This window comes from uncultured Bacteroides sp. (genome assembly GCF_910578895.1).
In the GTDB taxonomy this organism is placed as follows: domain Bacteria; phylum Bacteroidota; class Bacteroidia; order Bacteroidales; family Bacteroidaceae; genus Bacteroides.
The window spans coordinates 1-17,854 of the sequence record NZ_CAJTSC010000061.1 but is presented as its reverse complement, the minus strand read 5'-3'; the positions used below and the strand labels follow the sequence as shown (position 1 = coordinate 17,854).

Sequence of the window (17,854 nt, the reverse complement as noted above, 5' to 3'; positions counted from 1 at the left end):
ATTATGGAGCATTTGAAAGAGGATGATAATCCGGTTATTATAAAATATTATTTGAAAAGATGAGAGTGAATATAATATTAGTAATATTGATGTTATGGTTAGTGTCATCGTGTTCTTTAACTACAGTTCAAGAAAGAGGAATAGATTATGCTTTTCAGAAATGTGATAGTTTGAGGCATGCGGCTACTATAGCCGATGACTATATATGGGGGCATCCGTTGGCTATGCAATGTTTGGATTCAATGATTTTTGTTTTTGACGAGAAACTTGAAAATGGAATGTTTCATATTGTTGATTGTCATAACAAAAATGAAGTTATAGACTTTGGGCACAAAGGACAGGGTAATAATGAGTTTATTATGCCCTTTGATTTTCAAGTAGTAGGTGATACCGCGTTGTCTATTTTTGATTTTGCAAAAAAAAGTTTGTGTTTATTAAACCCGGATAGATTAAAACATAAGGACAATCTTGACTATCCGATACTTTATAAGGATACTGTGCCGAGTACAATAAAAATTCTTCCTACAAGATTTACATCTTTTGTTACATTAGGATTTTATCCGGATTGTATGTTTAAGTTATGTGATAGGAATGGTGTAAGTTCTTATGGAGAGTATCCGTATAAAGATGAAGATGAGAGAAGTATTGAAAATAGGATGCGTGGCATGGCATATCAGGGCTTGTTGGGAATTAATCCTTCCAATGATAAGTTTGTTTATGCAGTAAGTTCTGCTGATATAATTTTTTTCTATGAAATAAATCAGAAAGAACTGTCATTAAAATGTAAGTATGAATTTAATTACCCGAAATATCAGGTAAGCATGAAAGGAGATACTCGTTCTGCTCCAATGGCTCCTGATAATAGAAAGACATTTATAAGTCTATCTGCTACGGATGATTTTGTTTATCTGTTATACGCTGGATATAGTTTTTCTGATAAAGGTTTGAAAGCATTGGAAGGGAATATTGTTTATGTTTATGATTGGAATGGAACGCCGGTTCAAAAGTTTTTATTGGACATTCCAGTTACTAATATTAGTGTTGCCAATGGAAAGTTATATGCTTTTTCTAATATGCCGGAACCTACTTTGGTTGCTTTTGATTTATTAAATTAATGGTACTATGTTATTATGAATAGGATGCTATGTTTCCATGTTTTATCTTTATTGTGTTTTCTTGCTTCTTGTTCGGATACAAGAAAAGAGGAAATAGAACAATTGATACAAATCAGAAAACGGATGTAATGTCGGATTTGATGTTGGATAATGTGGAAGCGTTGGCTAATGATGAGATAGCTTTTCAGATATTGTTAAGCTATCAACACTTTTTATTAATATAAATTGGATATTGAAAGATGATAAGACCGCTTATTTACATTTTTTCTGTCAGCCTTATATTTTCATTAATAAGTTGTGGCAAACCCAATGAAGCAAGTACGGCTGAAGAGTTTGTTGATTTTGGAAACTTGAAGCAGACAGCTGCTACAAAGTTAATGTCTGTAGAATCTTATGTTGCATTGGAATCTTCGGAGAAATCATTATTGGGACATATAGGTCAAATGGAAGTTAGTGAAGACCATATATATATACTTGATGACAAGATGAATACGTTTAATGTGTTTGGCATAGATGGAAAATTTGTCATGAAGTTGGAAGGCAGTGGAAATGGACCGGGAGAGTTTATATCTCCTCATTCTTTTTGGATTGACAAACGTGGATATGTTTTGATTTTGGATAGACAACTGAACAGGTTGTTGAAATACCGTTTGGATAATTTAGATTTTGCAGGCAACATCACACTTCCTGCTCCTTCGCCGTTGTCCTTTGCAGTAATACCGGGTCAAGAAGCATATATATATTATTATCCTTCAAGACAAAAAGATGTTTTTGGAGGGAAGCAATTTATTATGGCTGACAGTGATGGAACCGTAATTCGTACTTTGTATGATGCTCCTCCAACTGGCAAAATTCTTCATGGATACTCTGCCAATTTTTATTTATTGAATGGGCATGTAAGAACTTACCCTCATTTTAGTAACCGGATTTATGAATTGAAAGATAATTCTTTGAATAATTGTTATGAGTTCTCTTGGGGAAAACTGGGATTCCCCCCTGTTGAACTGTTTCAAAAGTATGATAATTCGGGGGAAGCGATGAGGGAAATATTAACAGGCGATAATGAGTGGATTAGACTTATTTATGTCTATGAAACCGCTCGGACGTTAGCTGTGAAATATTATATAAAAAGAGATTTATACTTGTCGGTTTGGGATAAGAAGGAGAATAAGACAGTTAATGTTAAAAGCGATATGATTGTGGATGATTTGGGATTTGGCAGCTGTTTCCCGTTACCTGTAGCAACTTTTAACGACCTGTTTGTGGGTATCATTAATCCGTTTGATGTAACCAAGGGAAAGATAAAAGACAAGTGCCTGATGGATTTGTTGGATAACACATCAGAAGAGAATAATCCTATCCTTGTTTTTTATAGCTTAAATCCGATTCATTGATGAAATATATTGTTGTTTTAATAGTTTGCTCTATTCTTTTGAGAGGATAATAAGCATGGCAGTAGTCAAAGTGGGGAGTTATGTGGATAATCATAAATGCGATGGTGTAAAAACGTCGTGTTAAATGCTAAATGATTATGTATAGAGTAATTGGTATAATTACCTTATTCCTGATTTTGTTTTCTTGTAGCAATAGAGAAGACAGGGTCAAAAAGGTGGCGCGTATATCAAGTGTGTCGGAGTTATCCGACACACTATTCCTTGCAAAGGTGAAGAATATGATATCAAAAGAAGGAGATATTTTCTTTATTGACAAATACCGCAATCGCATTGTATGTATGGATGTCGATGGCTGGAAATTGAAAACATTCATCGGGACTTCGGGCGAAGGACCGGATGAATTGTGCAATTTGTCTCAGTTTACATTAAAGAATGACACTTTGTATGCATTGGATGGAGGATGCGGTAAGTTGGTGGCGTATGATTTGCAAGGAAATATCTGCACCAAGTATCCGCTTCCGTTGGAAAGCAGGTTGATGATTGGTTATCATTTTTTACTGAGTGACGGAGACAAGATGGATATTTCAACGAGTGCCGATGCGGGGGCATTCGCCCATCTGGATTTGTCGGATGGTGATGTTTCATTTTTTGGGGAACGCTATCGCTTTGAATACACCAGCCAGGATAAACTGAGAAACGGGCGTTATTTATTGGAGACTGCAGACGGATATGTGGCTGTGTCTGACAATATGCCGCAAATAGAGAAGTATGACAGGCAAAAGAATCGGGTGGAAGTTTATGATTATTCTGACATTCCGATGGTAAAGAGGACACTTTTACAATGGGAGAGAAAAGTTCAAGATAGCAATAGTTATGGAATTATTTGCGAGGATGCTTGTATATATGAGGATAAACTATATCTGCTGCTTGTGTCGGATAATGGTAACGGAATGGCTATGAATCGGATAGCGGTTTTCTCTTTGTTCCCTCAGATAAAGTGGGATGAACTGCTGGAAATGCCCGGTCGGATGTATTCTACATTTTGTGTTTCGCATGAGCGGATAATCGCATTCGAAAGCTAAAGAAATTGTTTCGAAGCATTTTCATTATGGCACTAAAGAATACTGTAAATGTAACTTATGGCGGACTTGAATGTCCGCCAACGGCATGCGTCACGAAGCGCAACCGTTATCCGAAATTCAACGACAACTGCCCGTCGCCCAGCAAATTGAAAGTCATGCGATGATAAGGAGTCGTTCCCCGTTCGGCAATAGCTGCACGGTGCTTCTTCGTGGGATATCCTTTGTTCCGGTTCCAATCGTAACAGGGAAACTCCTCGTGCAGCCGATTCATATAATCATCACGATAAGTCTTGGCAAGGATGGATGCCGCCGCAATGGACAGATACTTGCCGTCACCCTTCACAACGGTGGTGTGCGGAACATCCCGGTACTTCCTGAAGCGGTTACCATCGATAAGCAGATGCTGCGGACGCAACTGCAACCGGTCTACGGCGCGGTGCATGGCAAGGAAAGAAGCGTTCAGGATATTTATCTTGTCAATCTCCGCAGGAGAGACCACTCCTACCGCCCATGCCAGCGCCTCTTTCTCAATGACCTCACGCAAGGCATACCGTTGTTTCTCGGTCAGTTGCTTGGAGTCATTCAACAGGTCGTTCTCGAAATCCCGGGGCAGGATAACGGCAGCGGCATAGACCGCACCGGCAAGGCAACCGCGCCCCGCCTCATCACAACCCGCCTCTATCAGTTCTTTATTCAAATAAGGTAACAGCATATATCACTACGTTAGGACAGACAAAGACACAAAGATAAATCTTTTCACAGGCAAACGAGAGTTTTAAACAAAAATTATTAGATTTGCAAAAAGAAGAAACCCTTATGAAAAAACACTTTGCCGTTTTCTTTATCTGTTTTTTACCCAACATACTTCTACAGGCACAAGACTTGGAGAAAGCGCGGAACTTTATCGAGCAAGCACAAAAAGCCCTGTTCAATGCCCCCAAGCAAGCCTCCTACTATGCAGGACAGGCGGCAATCTTATTTCCGGAAAACGAACCCAACGAGATACGCGCACATGCCATGCTGCTGCAAAGCCAGGCAGAACAGCTATTGGGTAACTTCGACATGAGCATCAAGAACCTGTATGACACGGAGAAATACATCCACCCGTCGAACAAGCCGCAACATGCGCAACTCTACTCGCTCATGGGACGGGTATACGGCAAATTGGGCGACTACAACAAGGCAATCGAACTGAACGACAAGGCAATCTCCATCTTCAAGGTGCTGGGAGACTCAATCTCCATAGCCGGTTGTTACAACGAGCGCGGCGTCATGCACTATCTGCTCAATGAATTCCTGATTGCCGAAGGGTTCTTCCGGCGGGCTTTGGTAATCAACCGCGCACAGCGCAACCTGAAAGGCATTGCCACCAACCTGAGCAACCTATGCCTGTATCAGGGAGACACCGACGAAAAATTGAAACTCATACGCGAAGCCATCACCATCAACAAGAACCTGGACGCACAATGGTCCTTAGGCGAGAACTACAACAACATGGGCAAGCAATATTACTTCGGCGAACAATACTCCAAAGCACTGGAAGCGTTGCAGAAAGCCTATGAATATGCCCACAACATCGGCGCGCGCGAACTGATTTGCGACAATTACGAATACTCGTCCCAAGTGTATGCCGCCATCGGCAATTACGACCAGGCGTTCAAATACCTCAGCATGATGTACGCCCTGAGCAAAAGGCTCCAAAGCAGCAACAAACTGCGCAACATCGAGCAGGAAATCTCCTACAAAAGATACCAAGACCAGAAATATGCCACCGAAATGCAAGAGCAGACCTACGAGATAGAACTCCTGAAACGGAACCTGTGGCTCGTGAGCAGCGTGCTCATTTTGGGAATCGCTTTCTGGATTTTCCTATATAAATGGTATAAACGCAAGAAAGACCATCAACTGGTGGAAGCCCGCTACCAGCTCCAGCTATCCGAACGCGAAGTATCCGAATTGAAACTGCACCAGCAGGAACTGGAACTGCAAAACGTGCAGCATGCCCTGCAAGCAAGCCAGCAGGAAGCCACAAGCTTTGCCGTATTCCTGAAAAGCCGTAACGAGCTGTTGGATAAAATACGCGAAATGATAAAAGAAGGGTATAAAATGGATGCCCAAGCAGTGGTTTCGCACCTGAAAAAAATCAATTCATTCATCAAACAGTATCAGAACGGCGACAACACCAACCTGCTACTTAACATCGAAGACAAAAACAACGAATTCCTGCAAAGGCTCGTCACGCTACATCCCAAACTGACACAGGGAGAAAAACATCTTGCCACCCTCCTGCGCGTCAACCTCTCCACCAAAGAAATAGCCATGCTGACGGGCACCACTCCCAAAACCATCAACATGAACCGCTATCGCCTGCGCAAATCCCTGAACTTATCTTCCGAAGAGGACCTGACGGACTATCTGCAAAACGTATAAAAACAAGGGAATATATCACAAGGAGTTTTGCGGAACATCCGTAAGGCAAACCGGACAGATCTTATACCCTCTTTTAGAGCCTGTTTAAATTTTGTTCAGCATTATTTTGAGCGTTCTTTTCGAGGATGTTTTTCTGCTTTTTATGAGGAGCATAGCGGACTATGTGACGAATAAAAAGAGGAATACAGACCGGAAAGAACGCTCAAAGGAAGCTAAAGAAAAACTTTTTGAAGAAAATTTAAACAGGCTCTTAATATCAACTATCTCACTATAGGAGACAATAACGCCGGTTTTCCTTCTCTATATTTTCTACTATATGCCATAAAACCGAGCATACCGTTTTGTAGATATATATATCCGGTAATACAATTAATTACCAACATATTACAAACAAGCATGTAGATAATAAAACAGACAAAAACAGCCTGTCTGTAGACCGCTTGTAGACAATCTTTATTAGCATAGCCGGGTAATATCAACTTAATTTGGCAACGAAAAACCAACCATATTAACCTTAAAAACTTATTCACATGAGTAAAAGTAATGCTTTTAAAGAAAGAACGATTCAGTTGCTTCTTTTCTTTGCTTTTATGTTGCCCGCATGTACATGGGCACAAAGCATCCAGCTGACAGGTACAGTAACCGACACATCCGGCGAGACAGTGATCGGAGCCAGTGTACTGGAAAAAGGAACTACCAACGGTCTTATCACAGACATCGACGGTAAATTCTCATTAACCGTATCGCCCAACGCAACAATCATTATCTCTTATGTGGGTTATACAACACAGGAAATTCCGCTCAACGGCCGTAAGACATTGAAAGTTGTCTTGGCAGAAGACAACGAAATGCTGGACGAAGTGGTCGTTATCGGCTACGGCACCATGAAGAAGAGCGACATGACGGGTGCCATCACTTCGGTAGACACCGATGAACTGACCAAACGCGCCACCACCAACCCCGCAGAAGCTTTGCAAGGCAAGATTGCCGGTGTAAACATCATGAAGTCCGGCGGTAACGCAGGTGCGGGCGTATCCGTAAAAATCCGTGGCGTGAAGTCTTTCGGCAGCAACGAGCCACTCTACATCATCGACGGCTTCCCCGGCGACATCGACAACGTAAACCCGCAGGACATCCAGTCCATGGAAGTATTGAAGGACGGTGCCGCCGCAGCCATCTACGGTTCGGTAGCCGCCAACGGCGTAATCATCATCACCACCAAAAACGGCAAGAAGGGCGAAACGCACATCGACTTCAACACCTACCTGAGCATGACCACCGTAGCCAACAAACTGGAAATGGTGAATGCAGAGCAGTATAAGAGTACTATCAAGGCGATGTTTGACAACTACAACGCAGAGAATGAACAAAATCCGATGCTTGTTCCCGAATATTGCACCACCGATACCGGTGTGGATACCGACTGGCAAGACGCAATGATGCGTACAGGACTTTCGCAGAACTATATGTTCAGTGTACGTGGCGGCAGTGATGTGGCGCAATACTCCGTATCCTACAACCATTCCGATGACAAAGGTATCTTCCTCGGTAATGACTACCGACAAGACAATGCCCGCATGAAGATGCACATGAGCAAATACATCTTCGACATTGATGCCAACCTAAGCTTGCGCTATACCAAGAGCAGACAGACCCAATACAGCTTACGCGAAATGTACGGTTGCTCCCCTCTACTGCCTATTTATGATGAAAACGAGAAGTACGGTTTCGGCCTGACAGCCACGCAAAAACTGCCGGCTGCCAATAACGTAATGGCAGACCATCACTTCAAAGATGCAGCCACCAAAAAGTTCTATACTAACGCCAATGTATCGGTAGGAGTGAAAATCACCGACTACCTGAACTTCAAAACCAGCTATGCCTATCGCGGCACTCACTACCGCTACAATTCACATCGCCCGGACTATATCTCGAATGCCCAAAACCCCAATCTTTATCCCTACAGCTACGAAGGCACTTATTATTGGGAAGAGCAAGTAATAGATAATGTACTGAACTTTAACAAAGAATTTGGCAAACACAACGTATCGGCTATGCTCGGCTCGTCTATTACCACCACCAAATATACCGATAACGGTGTAGGTGTAGAGGGTAAAAGCACTAAGTATTATGTAGATGAAAACGGAAACCTTGCTTCACGCGACGAACCTGCCGGTTTCCTCGATCCTACTTTCAGCACCATTGATGCCGGTATAGGCGGAACATTCACAGGTGACGGCAGCAATTACAAATACAACCGCGCTTCTTTCTTCGGTCGTGTAAACTATTCTTTTGCCGGTAAATATTTGTTCCAAGCCACTGTACGCCGTGACGGTTCTTCCAAATTCGGTGTAAACAACCGTTGGGGAACTTTCCCCTCCATAGCACTTGGTTGGAGAATCAGTGAAGAGACTTTCTACCCGAAAGATTTCTTTATAAACAACTTGAAGTTCCGCGCCAGCTGGGGACGTCTCGGCAATGAGAACGCATTAGGCTACTACGACTTTCAGGCACTTATCTCACGTAGTAACCGCTGGGAAGGAGGCTACATACAAGGTAGCGGAAACAGTGCTTGGCAAGGTGCAGCTTCATGGGCTATGGAAAACCGTAGCCTGAAATGGGAAACCACCGACACGAAGAACATTGGTTTCGACCTCGGTATGTTCAACAACCGCCTGACCGGTAGCATCAACTACTATGTCAACCAAACGGAAGACTTGCTTATCACCAAGCGACTCTCTCCATCCGCAGGTTACGAGAACCCTATCCTGAACGTAGGCAAAATACGTAACAACGGTATAGAGTTGGAATTGAACTGGAGCGACAAAGTGAAAGACTTCGAATACAATGTAGGTTTCAATTTCTCTACCACCAAGAACAAAGTAGTGGAATTGGCAGATCAAGGTCAATCACTGCCCTCCACGGGTCTGCTTTGGGACACCGACCATATTCCGGCATACGCCAAAGAGGGTAAACCCATCAGCGGTTTCTACCTGTATCGCACAGGTGGTATCTTCCAGAGCGATGAAGAAGCTGCTGCTTACGTCAACAAGGACGGCAAACGTCTCTTGCCCAATGCTAAAGCCGGTGATATCCGCTTCTTGGACGTGAACAACGACGGCGTCATCGATGAAAATGACAAAGAATACTGCGGCACCGGCATCCCCAAAGTAGAAGCCAACCTGAACTTCTCGGGTGCCTATAAAGGCTTCGACCTCTCATTCAGTTTCGGCGGCATGTTCGGTCACAAGCTCTACAATGGTAACCGTTATTTCTACGAATCCATGAGCGCACCTTCCAATATGCTGGCTACCGTGACAAACGCATGGACTCCGGAAAATCCGCACACCAATGTGCCGCGCGCCATCTACAATGACCCCAACGGTAACTCACGCGAAAGCGAGCGTTTCTTAGAGAATGGTAATTTCGTACGTCTGCGCCAAGCACAAATCGGCTATTCCCTGCCACAATCATTGTTGAAAAAAGCCTATATCGAGAAACTGCGTTTCTACGTAAGCGGAGATAACCTGTTCACCATCACCAAGTACAACGGTGTAGACCCGGAATTCTCAACGAGCAGTCCGCTGAATACCGGTATAGACCGCCACATCTATCCGTTTACCCGTTCATTTACCGTAGGCGCACAACTTACATTCTAAATCTTATACTTAATACTAAAAAACAAAAGACATGAAGAAATTAATATATTTGGTAAGCATCTGCCTCGCAATGACCGCTACTTCGTGCGATGATTTTCTCACTGTTTCTTCGCCCGATGAAGTAACCACCGGCAACTTCTGGAAGTCAGAAAGCGAAATACAAGCCACTATGGCATCCGTATATGCACAGCTCTATCACGGCGATGCTTGGGCAACCAGTGAAGTACGCTATCCGGTAGAAGAGTATCGTTCCGATTTATTCTATCCCGGTGAAGACGCCATCAACTATCAGAATTGGACTGACATTTACAAATTCACTTATACGAACGGAAACACCCAATTCTCCTATTACTATAAAGACTTATACCGGGGCATCAACTTTGCCAATCAAATATTGGAATATGCCCCGCAAGTGCCCGAAGGCAACATCAGCGAAGAGAAGCGTGCCGAACTGATAGCCGAAGCCCACTTCATGCGCGGTTACTATCACTTCATGTTGCTGATGAACTGGGAAAAGATTATCATCCGCAACAAATATCTCTCTGACCAAGCGGATTTGAACAAGCCTTTAAGCGACCGTATCGCCTGCTGGGAATTTGTGATTGATGAGTTGCAAAAAGGTACAGCTCTTCCCGCTACAAGAACCAATGCTGAAACAGGACGTGCCACGAAAGGCACTGCTTACTCCTACTTAGGATTTGCCTACCTCACACGTGCCTACGAAGAACCTTCTGCAAAAGATGCGCACCTGACGGAATCTCTGAAAGCTCTCAACGAAGTGAAAGGATATGAATTAGTAAGCGGAGATGACCTTGTTAACATGTTCAATGGTCATAACAAGAACTGCAAGGAATCTATCTTTGAGGTTCAGTTCAGCAGCTCTACCGAAAACGGCGCGCGCTACTACTCGCAGATGCACTACTTCATCCTTTCTAACCGCACCGGTGGCTGGGACGAAATCCTGCCCGATGCCAAATTGGTGAACGAATTCAAGAAAGAAGGCAAGACTTCACTCTCGGGTATGTATGACGAACGTCTGTACAATACACTTTTCTTCAAGGATGATTTCTGGAACGACGGTACCGGAAAAATCTATGGAAACGACTATGCGGACCTGCACTGGCAATGGCTGACAAATACCGACGGTAAATATGTTGATGCCAACGGAAATGTGATTACAGAAGACGAATTGGAAGAGAAAGGAGTAAAAGACTATTACGACCGTCCTTCTTTCCGCAAGATTGCCCCTTATGATATAACAGACCTGGAGAACGATGTGTACGGAGCCAACGTCCTGCTGATGCGCTACGTAAATGTCCTATTGATGAAAGCCGAAGTACTGAACGAGCAAGGACATCCCGAACTGGCTATTCCCATCATAAACGAAATACGACAGAAACATGGTAACATGCCTGCCATGACGGGCACAAGTCAGGCAGACGTAAAGGCACAGATTGAGCACGAACGTATCATTGAGTTCCCGTTGGAAGGGTACCGCTTCTTCGACCTACGCCGCTGGGGTAAGTTAGAAGAGACAGTGGGAAGCCGCGGCTTCGTGAAAGGCAAGCACGAATTCTACCCCATTCCTTTGTGGGAAGTAAATGCCAACTCTGCATTAAATGCAACGGCAGAAGGAGAATAACCTTTTCTATATATAAATCCTTCAAGGCGGCATTTGCCCCGGCAATGCCGCCTTGTTTACTTTGAAAGCTTTATCTTTGCCACTAAAAAAACGACATAGATATGTTCACTATTATCGGACTCATGCTCACAGGTATGCTGCTGGGCTACCTCTTACGGAAACGTGACTTAAAGAAAATCCATCAAATCATCACCCTGCTCATCTGGCTGTTGCTGTTTATCCTCGGCATCGAAGTAGGCGGAAACGAGCAAATCATCAAAGGGCTGCACACCATAGGACTCGAGGCAATCATACTCACCGTGGGCGGCACTTTGGGAAGCGTCATCGCTGCTTGGGCATTGTGGAGAGCTTTGTATAAGAAGGAAGGAGGCAAGGCATGAAAGGAAGCCTTATCATAGTGGGATTCTTCGTGCTGGGCACGCTTTGCGGAGTTTTCCGCCTAATACCCGCCGATTTCATCATGGAGAGTCAAATCAGCTTCTATGCCCTTTGCGCACTGATGTTCTGCGTAGGGCTGAGCGTGGGCAACGACCCGCAGACCCTGAAGAACTTCCGGTCGCTCAATCCGCGGTTGGTGTTTCTGCCCGTCATGACCATATTGGGCACGCTGGCAGGTTCCGCAGCCGTCAGCCTGATTTTGACGCACCGCTCCCTAACGGACTGCCTGGCTGTAGGCTCAGGGTTCGGCTACTACTCGCTTTCCAGCATCTTCATCACCCAATACAAGGGAGCCGAGCTGGGAACCATTGCCCTACTCGCCAATATCAGCCGCGAGATACTGACCCTGCTCGCCGCCCCGCTGCTGGTGCGCTGGTTCGGCAACCTGGCGCCTATATCCGCCGGCGGTGCCACGACTATGGACACCACGCTCCCTATCATTACCCGCACGGCAGGACAGCAATTTGTGGTGGTTTCCATATTCCACGGCTTCATCGTCGATTTCAGCGTACCGTTTCTGGTGACCCTGTTCTGTTCGATATAAACCCATAACTCAAGAAAAACCATGAAAAACAAACTTTATACCCTTTTCCTCTCCTCGCTGCTTTGCACGGGTGCCCTGGCAGACAACGAGCCGTGGCAAAACCCGCAAGTCAACGAGATAAACCGGGAGCCGATGCACGCATACTTCACTCCGTTTACCAGCGAAGCCAACGCATTGAAGCAACGCTCGCTGCCTGCCGACGTACGGTTCGACGTAAATCCGGCAACGGAACGCCGTATCTCCCTGGACGGCACCTGGAAATTCCTGTTCTCGAAGAACAACGGACTTTGCCCCGAAGACTTCCACAAACCGGGATACAACACCCGCAAATGGAGCAAGATAGAAGTTCCCGGCAGTTGGGAACTGCAAGGGTTCGATGCCCCCATCTACACCGACACGCGCTATCCCTTCGAACCCAACCCGCCGCACGTGCCTACCGACTATAACCCCGTAGGCGCCTACATCCGCGAGTTTACCGTACCGGCAGGCTGGGCAGGCATGGACATCTTCCTCGATTTCGAAGGAGTGGAGTCCGCCTACTATGTATGGGTGAACGGCGAACTTGCCGGATATGCCGAAGACAGCCGTCTGCCGTCGCACTTCAACATCACCCGACTGTTGAAAAAAGGCAGCAACAAGCTTGCCGTAAAAGTATTCCGTTACAGCGACGGCTCTTACCTGGAAGGGCAGGACTACTGGAAATACAGCGGCATCGAACGGAGCGTCTATCTCTATGCCCGTCCGCAGAGCCGCGTAAAGGATTTCCGCATGACGGCGGAACTGGTAAACGGCTACAAGGACGGCGAACTGAAACTGGACGTCATCCTTCATCAGCCCAAAGCCGGAGAAACGGTGGAAGTGAAGGTGATGGACAAGGACAGGGTTATCTACGACCGGAAGAAGTCCGTAACTTCCGCCACAGACACCTTGTTTGCCCGGCAGCAACTCTTCCCTGACGCACGCCCCTGGAATGCCGAAACGCCGAACACCTACACGTTGGTGGTCAGCACCTACGACGCGCAAGGCAAACCGCTGGAGTCGTTCACCCACCTGTTCGGTTTCCGCAGCGTGGAAATGACGAACGGCATGCAGCTGATAAACGGGCAGCCCGTGCTCTTCAAGGGAGTGAACCGCCACGAACACGACCCGTACAAGGGACGTACCGTGAGCGTTGCCTCCATGATACAAGACATCCGGCTGATGAAACAATTCAACCTGAACGGCGTGCGCAACTGCCACTATCCCAACAACTACGCCTGGTACGAGCTGTGCACGGAGTTCGGCCTTTACATGGTGGACGAAGCCAACATCGAAAGCCACGGAATGATGTTCCACAAGGACGAAACGCTTGCCAACTATCCCGACTGGGAACTGCCGTTCATGCAGCGCATGAGCCGCATGATTGCCCGCGACCGCAATTGCAGTGCCATCGTCACATGGTCCATGGGCAACGAGTCGGGCTACGGAAAGCACTTCGAAACACTCTACGACTACACCAAGCAGGCAGACCCCACACGCCCCGTGCAATACGAAGGCGGCGGCTACAATGCCAAAAGCGACATCTACTGCCCCATGTATGCACGCATCTGGCGGCTGCACCAGCACGTCAACCAGCGCGACAAACGCCCCATGATACTCTGCGAGTACGCCCATGCCATGGGCAACAGCGTGGGCAACTTCCAAGACTATTGGGACCTGATTTACAAGTACGACCAACTGCAAGGCGGTTTCATCTGGGACTGGGTGGACCAGACTTTTGCCATCAAGGACGACAACCGCCGCGACATCTGGGCGTTTGGCGGCGACATGGGTTTCGTGGGCGTGGTAAACGACTCCAACTTCTGCGCCAACGGCCTGGTTGCAGCCGACCGCACCCCGCATCCGCATATCTACGAGGTGAAGAAAGTGTTGCAATACATCCACTTCGAACCCCTCGCCTTCACACCGAACAAGATAAAGGTGACCAACCGGCACGACTTCATCGGACTGGAAGGTTACCGTCTCCGCTGGGCAGTGGAGTGTGACGGCAAAGCCGTGCAGAGCGGCGAAACGGATTTCCCCGCAATAGCCCCGGGAAGCTCCGCCGCCATAGAACTCCCGCTCAAGACATTGCCTGCCGACGGCAAGGAGTATTTCCTCACCTTGCGCGCCTTCACCAAACACGAAGCGCCGTTAGTGCCGGCAGGACATGAAACAGCCGTCGAGCAATGGTTGCTGCCCGCCGCTCCGGCTGCCAAGACCGTAGAGCCTGCCGGCGGCATGCTCACGACAGAACGCAGCGACAGCGCCATCCTGCTGAAAGGCAACAGCTTCCAGGTATGCTTCTCCGCCCGCAACGGCGAAATGACAAGCCTCAGCTACAACGGAAAGGAGATGGTAAAAGAAGGACTGCAACCCAACTTCTGGCGTCCGCTGACCGATAACGACATCCCCAACGGACACCTTTACCGTTGCGCCACCTGGCGGACAGCCGCACGGGATGCCCGGCTGGAGAACCTGGAACTGACGGAAGGCAAGCAGCTGGCAGTGCTCACCGCCACCTACCGCATGGAAGCGCAAGACTCCCGCCTGCAGACAGTCTACGAGATACGCCCCGACGGCGCCATCCGCGTCAGCATGCACTTCGTGCCCGGCAAGAAACCGCTGAACGAAATGCCCCGACTGGGCATGCGCATGGTGCTGCCTGCCGAGTATGAAATGATGTCCTGGCTGGGACGCGGACCGCAGGAGAACTATGCCGACCGCAAGAGCGGCACCCTCATCGGACGCTACCAATCAACGGTATGGGACACTTTCCACCCGTATGTACGTGCCCAGGAGACGGGCAACCACTGCGATGTGCGCTGGGTTGCCTTGCGCGATGCCAATGGAAACGGCCTGCTTGTCACCGGAGACAAGCCGCTCAGCGTCAGCGCGTGGAACTTCCCTATGGAAGACCTCGAATACCGCCCGTCGCAAATAGAGCGCCGTCATGGCGGCAGCATCCGGAAGAAGGACATGGTGTGGCTCAACATCGACCACCTGCAAATGGGCGTGGGCGGTGACAACACCTGGGGAGCGCAGACGCATCCCGAATACACCATTACCCCGCACGAATGGAAATACAGCTTCACCCTGCAGCCGCTCACCGCGGAACAGGATGCCGCCGAACAGGCACATAAACGTTGGTTCTAAAAACAAAACTCAAAGCCATGCTACATAAAGTAAAATCTTTACTCTGCCTTCCGCTGCTGGTTGCAGGCCTCACCGCCTGCCAACCGGACAGCCGGAACGCTACGGAAAGAAGGTACGCCTTCAACAATATCCTGGATATAGCCTATACGCCCGATACCCTGCACCGATGCTACGGCTGGTTCACCGATGCCGGTTCATGGATGGGCTTCACGCTGCCCGAAAAGGAGAAATGGGTGAACGGTTTCTGCGGCCCTTTCAGCCTTGACATGTTCCGCCGTCAATGGATGGCACAGTCTGCCGTGACGGTCGGGTTTGCCGAAGCCCCCGACGAGAGCCTTATTCCCGACTCCACGTGTTATTATCCCGGCGAACTCTATATGTCCGCACATTCCGGCAAAGGCACCATCAGCCAGCGCCTCAACTTCGTCAATGCCACCACCGCCCTGCTGCGCGTCCATACGGACCACGCCGGCGGACTGGTATTTACAGGCAGCCAATGGGGCAGCAATGTCACGGTAAGCGTGGAGCAGAACTCGGTCATCGCCCGTCATTCCGGCGGCGAAAGCGTGGTTGTGACATTCACGCCCGACATCGCCCCGACAAGCCTTGACGGCAACTACACCGCCACGCTGCGTCCTTCGAAAGGAGAAACCGACGTAGCCATCTCCTTCTTCACCTCCGAAAAGGAGCTGGCTGCCGGCATACCGAACGTGACCACGCTGCTCAACAATCCGGAAGAAGCCCTGCATGCCAACTCCGAACGTTGGGAAGGCTATCTGCAGAAAATCCTGCGCACCGACATGAAACCCGAATACGACCGCATTGCCGTGAAAGCCGTGACAACGCTTATCTCCAACTGGCGGACACACCGTGGCGGGCTGCTGCACGAGGGCATCATCCCCAGCCATGCCGTAGGCTACTTTGTAGGCTTTTGGGCATGGGACAGCTGGCGCTTCAGCGCCGGGACCGCCAAGTTCGACCCGGAGCTGGCAAAGAATAACATCCGTGCCATGTTCGACTACCAGCAACCCGACGGCATGATTATAGACTGCATCTACACCGACCCGTCGGAAAACAACGCGCGCGACAGCAAACCGCCTTTGGTGTGCTGGGCGGTAGACGAAATCTTTACGCACACAGGCGACACCGCCTTTGTCGCGGAAATGTATCCGCAACTGCTCTCGTACTACAAATGGTGGTACAAGAAACGCGACCACAACCGCAACGGCATGTGCGAGTACGGCTCCACCGACGGCACTCTGGAAGCTGCCGCCTGGGAAAGCGGCATGGACAACGCCATCCGCTTTGACAACGCCGTCATGCTGAAAAACGAAGGTTACGAGGATGCCTGGAGCACGAACCAGGAGAGCGTGGACCTGAACGCCTACCTTGCGCTGGAATGCAGGCTGCTGAAAAAGTTTGCCGGGCTGCTGGGCAATGCGTTCGACGGTCCCGACTACAGCGACAAGGTTGCCGGCTATTTCTTCGACACGAAGATAAACTTCTTCTGCGACCGCCGTTTGAAGGACGGCTCATTCATCGAAGAGCCCGGATGCGAAGCCTACACCCCGTTATGGACGGAGATAGCCACGCAGGAACAGGTAGACAGCATGCTGCCCATGCTTCGTGACACTGCCAAATTCTCTACGTACATCCCCTTCCCGACCATCGCGGCAGACAATCCCAAGTACAACCCGCGCGGCTATTGGCGAGGTCCCATCTGGCTGGACCAGACCTACTTTGCCATCCGCGGGCTGCGCAACTACGGCTACGACGAACTGGCAGACCGCTACACCCTGCAGGTGTTCGACCGCCTGAACGGCCTGAAAGAGGATGCTCCGATACACGAGAACTATGGCACACACACAGGCGAGCGGCTGAAAGCCCCGCACTTCAGCTGGAGTTCATCGCACTTGCTGATGCTGTATGACGACTACGGCAAGAAACTGAAGTAGCGGATACCGGATGTCCCCTGAAACGACGCGGTTGTCGCCACTCTATCGGCAAGGTCTTGCCCACGGCTTCTTCATTTGCAGGAGCCAAAGAGGGTGTCAAAACTAAAATGACCGCTCCCAAAAATTACAGATTATAACCATCACACTTAAAAGGGTCGTATCAAGCTCGGCATTGAGTAATGATACGACCCTTTCTTTTGTCTTTTAACATGCTCAAATTTCAAATTATAAGTTCCTGTTTCCGGAAGTCGAGTTTTGATACCCTATCGTGACAGGAATTACAAGCCGACAGCCATACCGGGGAGACACGACCGGAGAGACCGCGCAAACAGACAGGCGGAAGCGGACAAACGGAAACGGACCGGTGAAGAACAAACGGATAAAAGCAGGCGGGCGAAATATCCCCGCCAAATGCTTATTA

The 17,854-nt window shown here is 48.2% G+C and carries 12 protein-coding genes; 11 read left to right on the top strand and 1 reads right to left on the bottom strand.

The genetic code is table 11. The features are described 5' to 3' along the window. The first annotated feature begins 59 nt into the window (after nucleotides 1-59). From QZ327_RS12445 to QZ327_RS12435, 4 genes are all read left to right on the top strand, one after another. Complete coding sequence (locus QZ327_RS12445) at nucleotides 60-1,115, top strand: BF3164 family lipoprotein (RefSeq protein ID WP_294619757.1); 1,056 nt, start codon at nucleotides 60-62, stop codon at nucleotides 1,113-1,115. 29 nt (nucleotides 1,116-1,144) lie between these two features. Beyond that, a complete protein-coding gene (locus tag QZ327_RS14420; protein ID WP_366143356.1) occupies nucleotides 1,145-1,339 on the top strand; it encodes an NVEALA domain-containing protein in 195 nt (64 codons plus the stop codon). A gap of 15 nt (nucleotides 1,340-1,354) precedes the next feature. Then, a complete protein-coding gene (locus tag QZ327_RS12440; RefSeq protein ID WP_294619755.1) occupies nucleotides 1,355-2,509 on the top strand; it encodes a 6-bladed beta-propeller in 1,155 nt (384 codons plus the stop codon). 131 nt (nucleotides 2,510-2,640) lie between these two features. Then, a complete protein-coding gene (locus QZ327_RS12435) occupies nucleotides 2,641-3,591 on the top strand; it encodes a 6-bladed beta-propeller (RefSeq protein WP_366914043.1) in 951 nt (316 codons plus the stop codon). A gap of 106 nt (nucleotides 3,592-3,697) precedes the next feature. Here the strand turns inward: QZ327_RS12435 and QZ327_RS12430 are convergent, their stop codons facing one another. Further along, a complete protein-coding gene (locus tag QZ327_RS12430; protein ID WP_294619752.1) occupies nucleotides 3,698-4,303 on the bottom strand; it encodes a ribonuclease HII in 606 nt (201 codons plus the stop codon). Between the two features lie 104 nt (nucleotides 4,304-4,407). Here QZ327_RS12430 and QZ327_RS12425 point away from each other — a divergent pair, with 104 nt between their 5' ends. From QZ327_RS12425 to QZ327_RS12395, 7 genes are all read left to right on the top strand, one after another. Beyond that, complete coding sequence (locus QZ327_RS12425) at nucleotides 4,408-6,021, top strand: tetratricopeptide repeat protein (RefSeq protein ID WP_294619750.1); 1,614 nt, start codon at nucleotides 4,408-4,410, stop codon at nucleotides 6,019-6,021. Nucleotides 6,022-6,551: 530 nt separating this feature from the next. Then, nucleotides 6,552-9,680, top strand: a complete 3,129-nt coding sequence (locus QZ327_RS12420) for a TonB-dependent receptor (protein ID WP_294619748.1) — start codon at nucleotides 6,552-6,554, stop codon at nucleotides 9,678-9,680. A gap of 31 nt (nucleotides 9,681-9,711) precedes the next feature. Continuing rightward, entirely contained in the window at nucleotides 9,712-11,322 is a 1,611-nt protein-coding gene (locus QZ327_RS12415) for a RagB/SusD family nutrient uptake outer membrane protein (protein ID WP_294619746.1), read from the top strand. Nucleotides 11,323-11,423: 101 nt separating this feature from the next. Then, nucleotides 11,424-11,702: a LysO family transporter gene (locus QZ327_RS12410; RefSeq protein WP_294619744.1), complete on the top strand. Its 279-nt coding sequence runs from the start codon at nucleotides 11,424-11,426 to the stop codon at nucleotides 11,700-11,702. Next, the gene (locus QZ327_RS12405; RefSeq protein WP_294619742.1) at nucleotides 11,699-12,304 is read left to right on the top strand and encodes a lysine exporter LysO family protein; all 606 of its coding nucleotides are present in this window, start codon (nucleotides 11,699-11,701) and stop codon (nucleotides 12,302-12,304) included. Before QZ327_RS12410 ends, QZ327_RS12405 begins: the two co-directional genes overlap by 4 nt. Nucleotides 12,305-12,325: 21 nt before the next feature. Further along, nucleotides 12,326-15,478 (top strand): glycoside hydrolase family 2 TIM barrel-domain containing protein, encoded by a 3,153-nt coding sequence (locus QZ327_RS12400; protein ID WP_294619740.1) that lies wholly within the window; start codon nucleotides 12,326-12,328, stop codon nucleotides 15,476-15,478. Between the two features lie 17 nt (nucleotides 15,479-15,495). After that, the gene (locus QZ327_RS12395; RefSeq protein WP_294619739.1) at nucleotides 15,496-17,433 is read left to right on the top strand and encodes a trehalase family glycosidase; all 1,938 of its coding nucleotides are present in this window, start codon (nucleotides 15,496-15,498) and stop codon (nucleotides 17,431-17,433) included. Nucleotides 17,434-17,854: the final 421 nt, after the last annotated feature.

Excerpts from the sequence above, each read along its gene's own strand:
- QZ327_RS12445 (WP_294619757.1), top strand. The coding sequence starts at position 60 with ATGAGAGTGAATATAATATTAGTAATATTGATGTTATGGTTAGTGTCA.
- QZ327_RS14420 (WP_366143356.1), top strand. The coding sequence starts at position 1,145 with ATGTTTCCATGTTTTATCTTTATTGTGTTTTCTTGCTTCTTGTTCGGA.
- QZ327_RS12440 (WP_294619755.1), top strand. The coding sequence starts at position 1,355 with ATGATAAGACCGCTTATTTACATTTTTTCTGTCAGCCTTATATTTTCA.
- QZ327_RS12435 (WP_366914043.1), top strand. The coding sequence starts at position 2,641 with ATGATTATGTATAGAGTAATTGGTATAATTACCTTATTCCTGATTTTG.
- QZ327_RS12430 (WP_294619752.1), bottom strand. The coding sequence starts at position 4,303 with ATGCTGTTACCTTATTTGAATAAAGAACTGATAGAGGCGGGTTGTGAT.
- QZ327_RS12425 (WP_294619750.1), top strand. The coding sequence starts at position 4,408 with ATGAAAAAACACTTTGCCGTTTTCTTTATCTGTTTTTTACCCAACATA.
- QZ327_RS12420 (WP_294619748.1), top strand. The coding sequence starts at position 6,552 with ATGAGTAAAAGTAATGCTTTTAAAGAAAGAACGATTCAGTTGCTTCTT.
- QZ327_RS12415 (WP_294619746.1), top strand. The coding sequence starts at position 9,712 with ATGAAGAAATTAATATATTTGGTAAGCATCTGCCTCGCAATGACCGCT.
- QZ327_RS12410 (WP_294619744.1), top strand. The coding sequence starts at position 11,424 with ATGTTCACTATTATCGGACTCATGCTCACAGGTATGCTGCTGGGCTAC.
- QZ327_RS12405 (WP_294619742.1), top strand. The coding sequence starts at position 11,699 with ATGAAAGGAAGCCTTATCATAGTGGGATTCTTCGTGCTGGGCACGCTT.
- QZ327_RS12400 (WP_294619740.1), top strand. The coding sequence starts at position 12,326 with ATGAAAAACAAACTTTATACCCTTTTCCTCTCCTCGCTGCTTTGCACG.
- QZ327_RS12395 (WP_294619739.1), top strand. The coding sequence starts at position 15,496 with ATGCTACATAAAGTAAAATCTTTACTCTGCCTTCCGCTGCTGGTTGCA.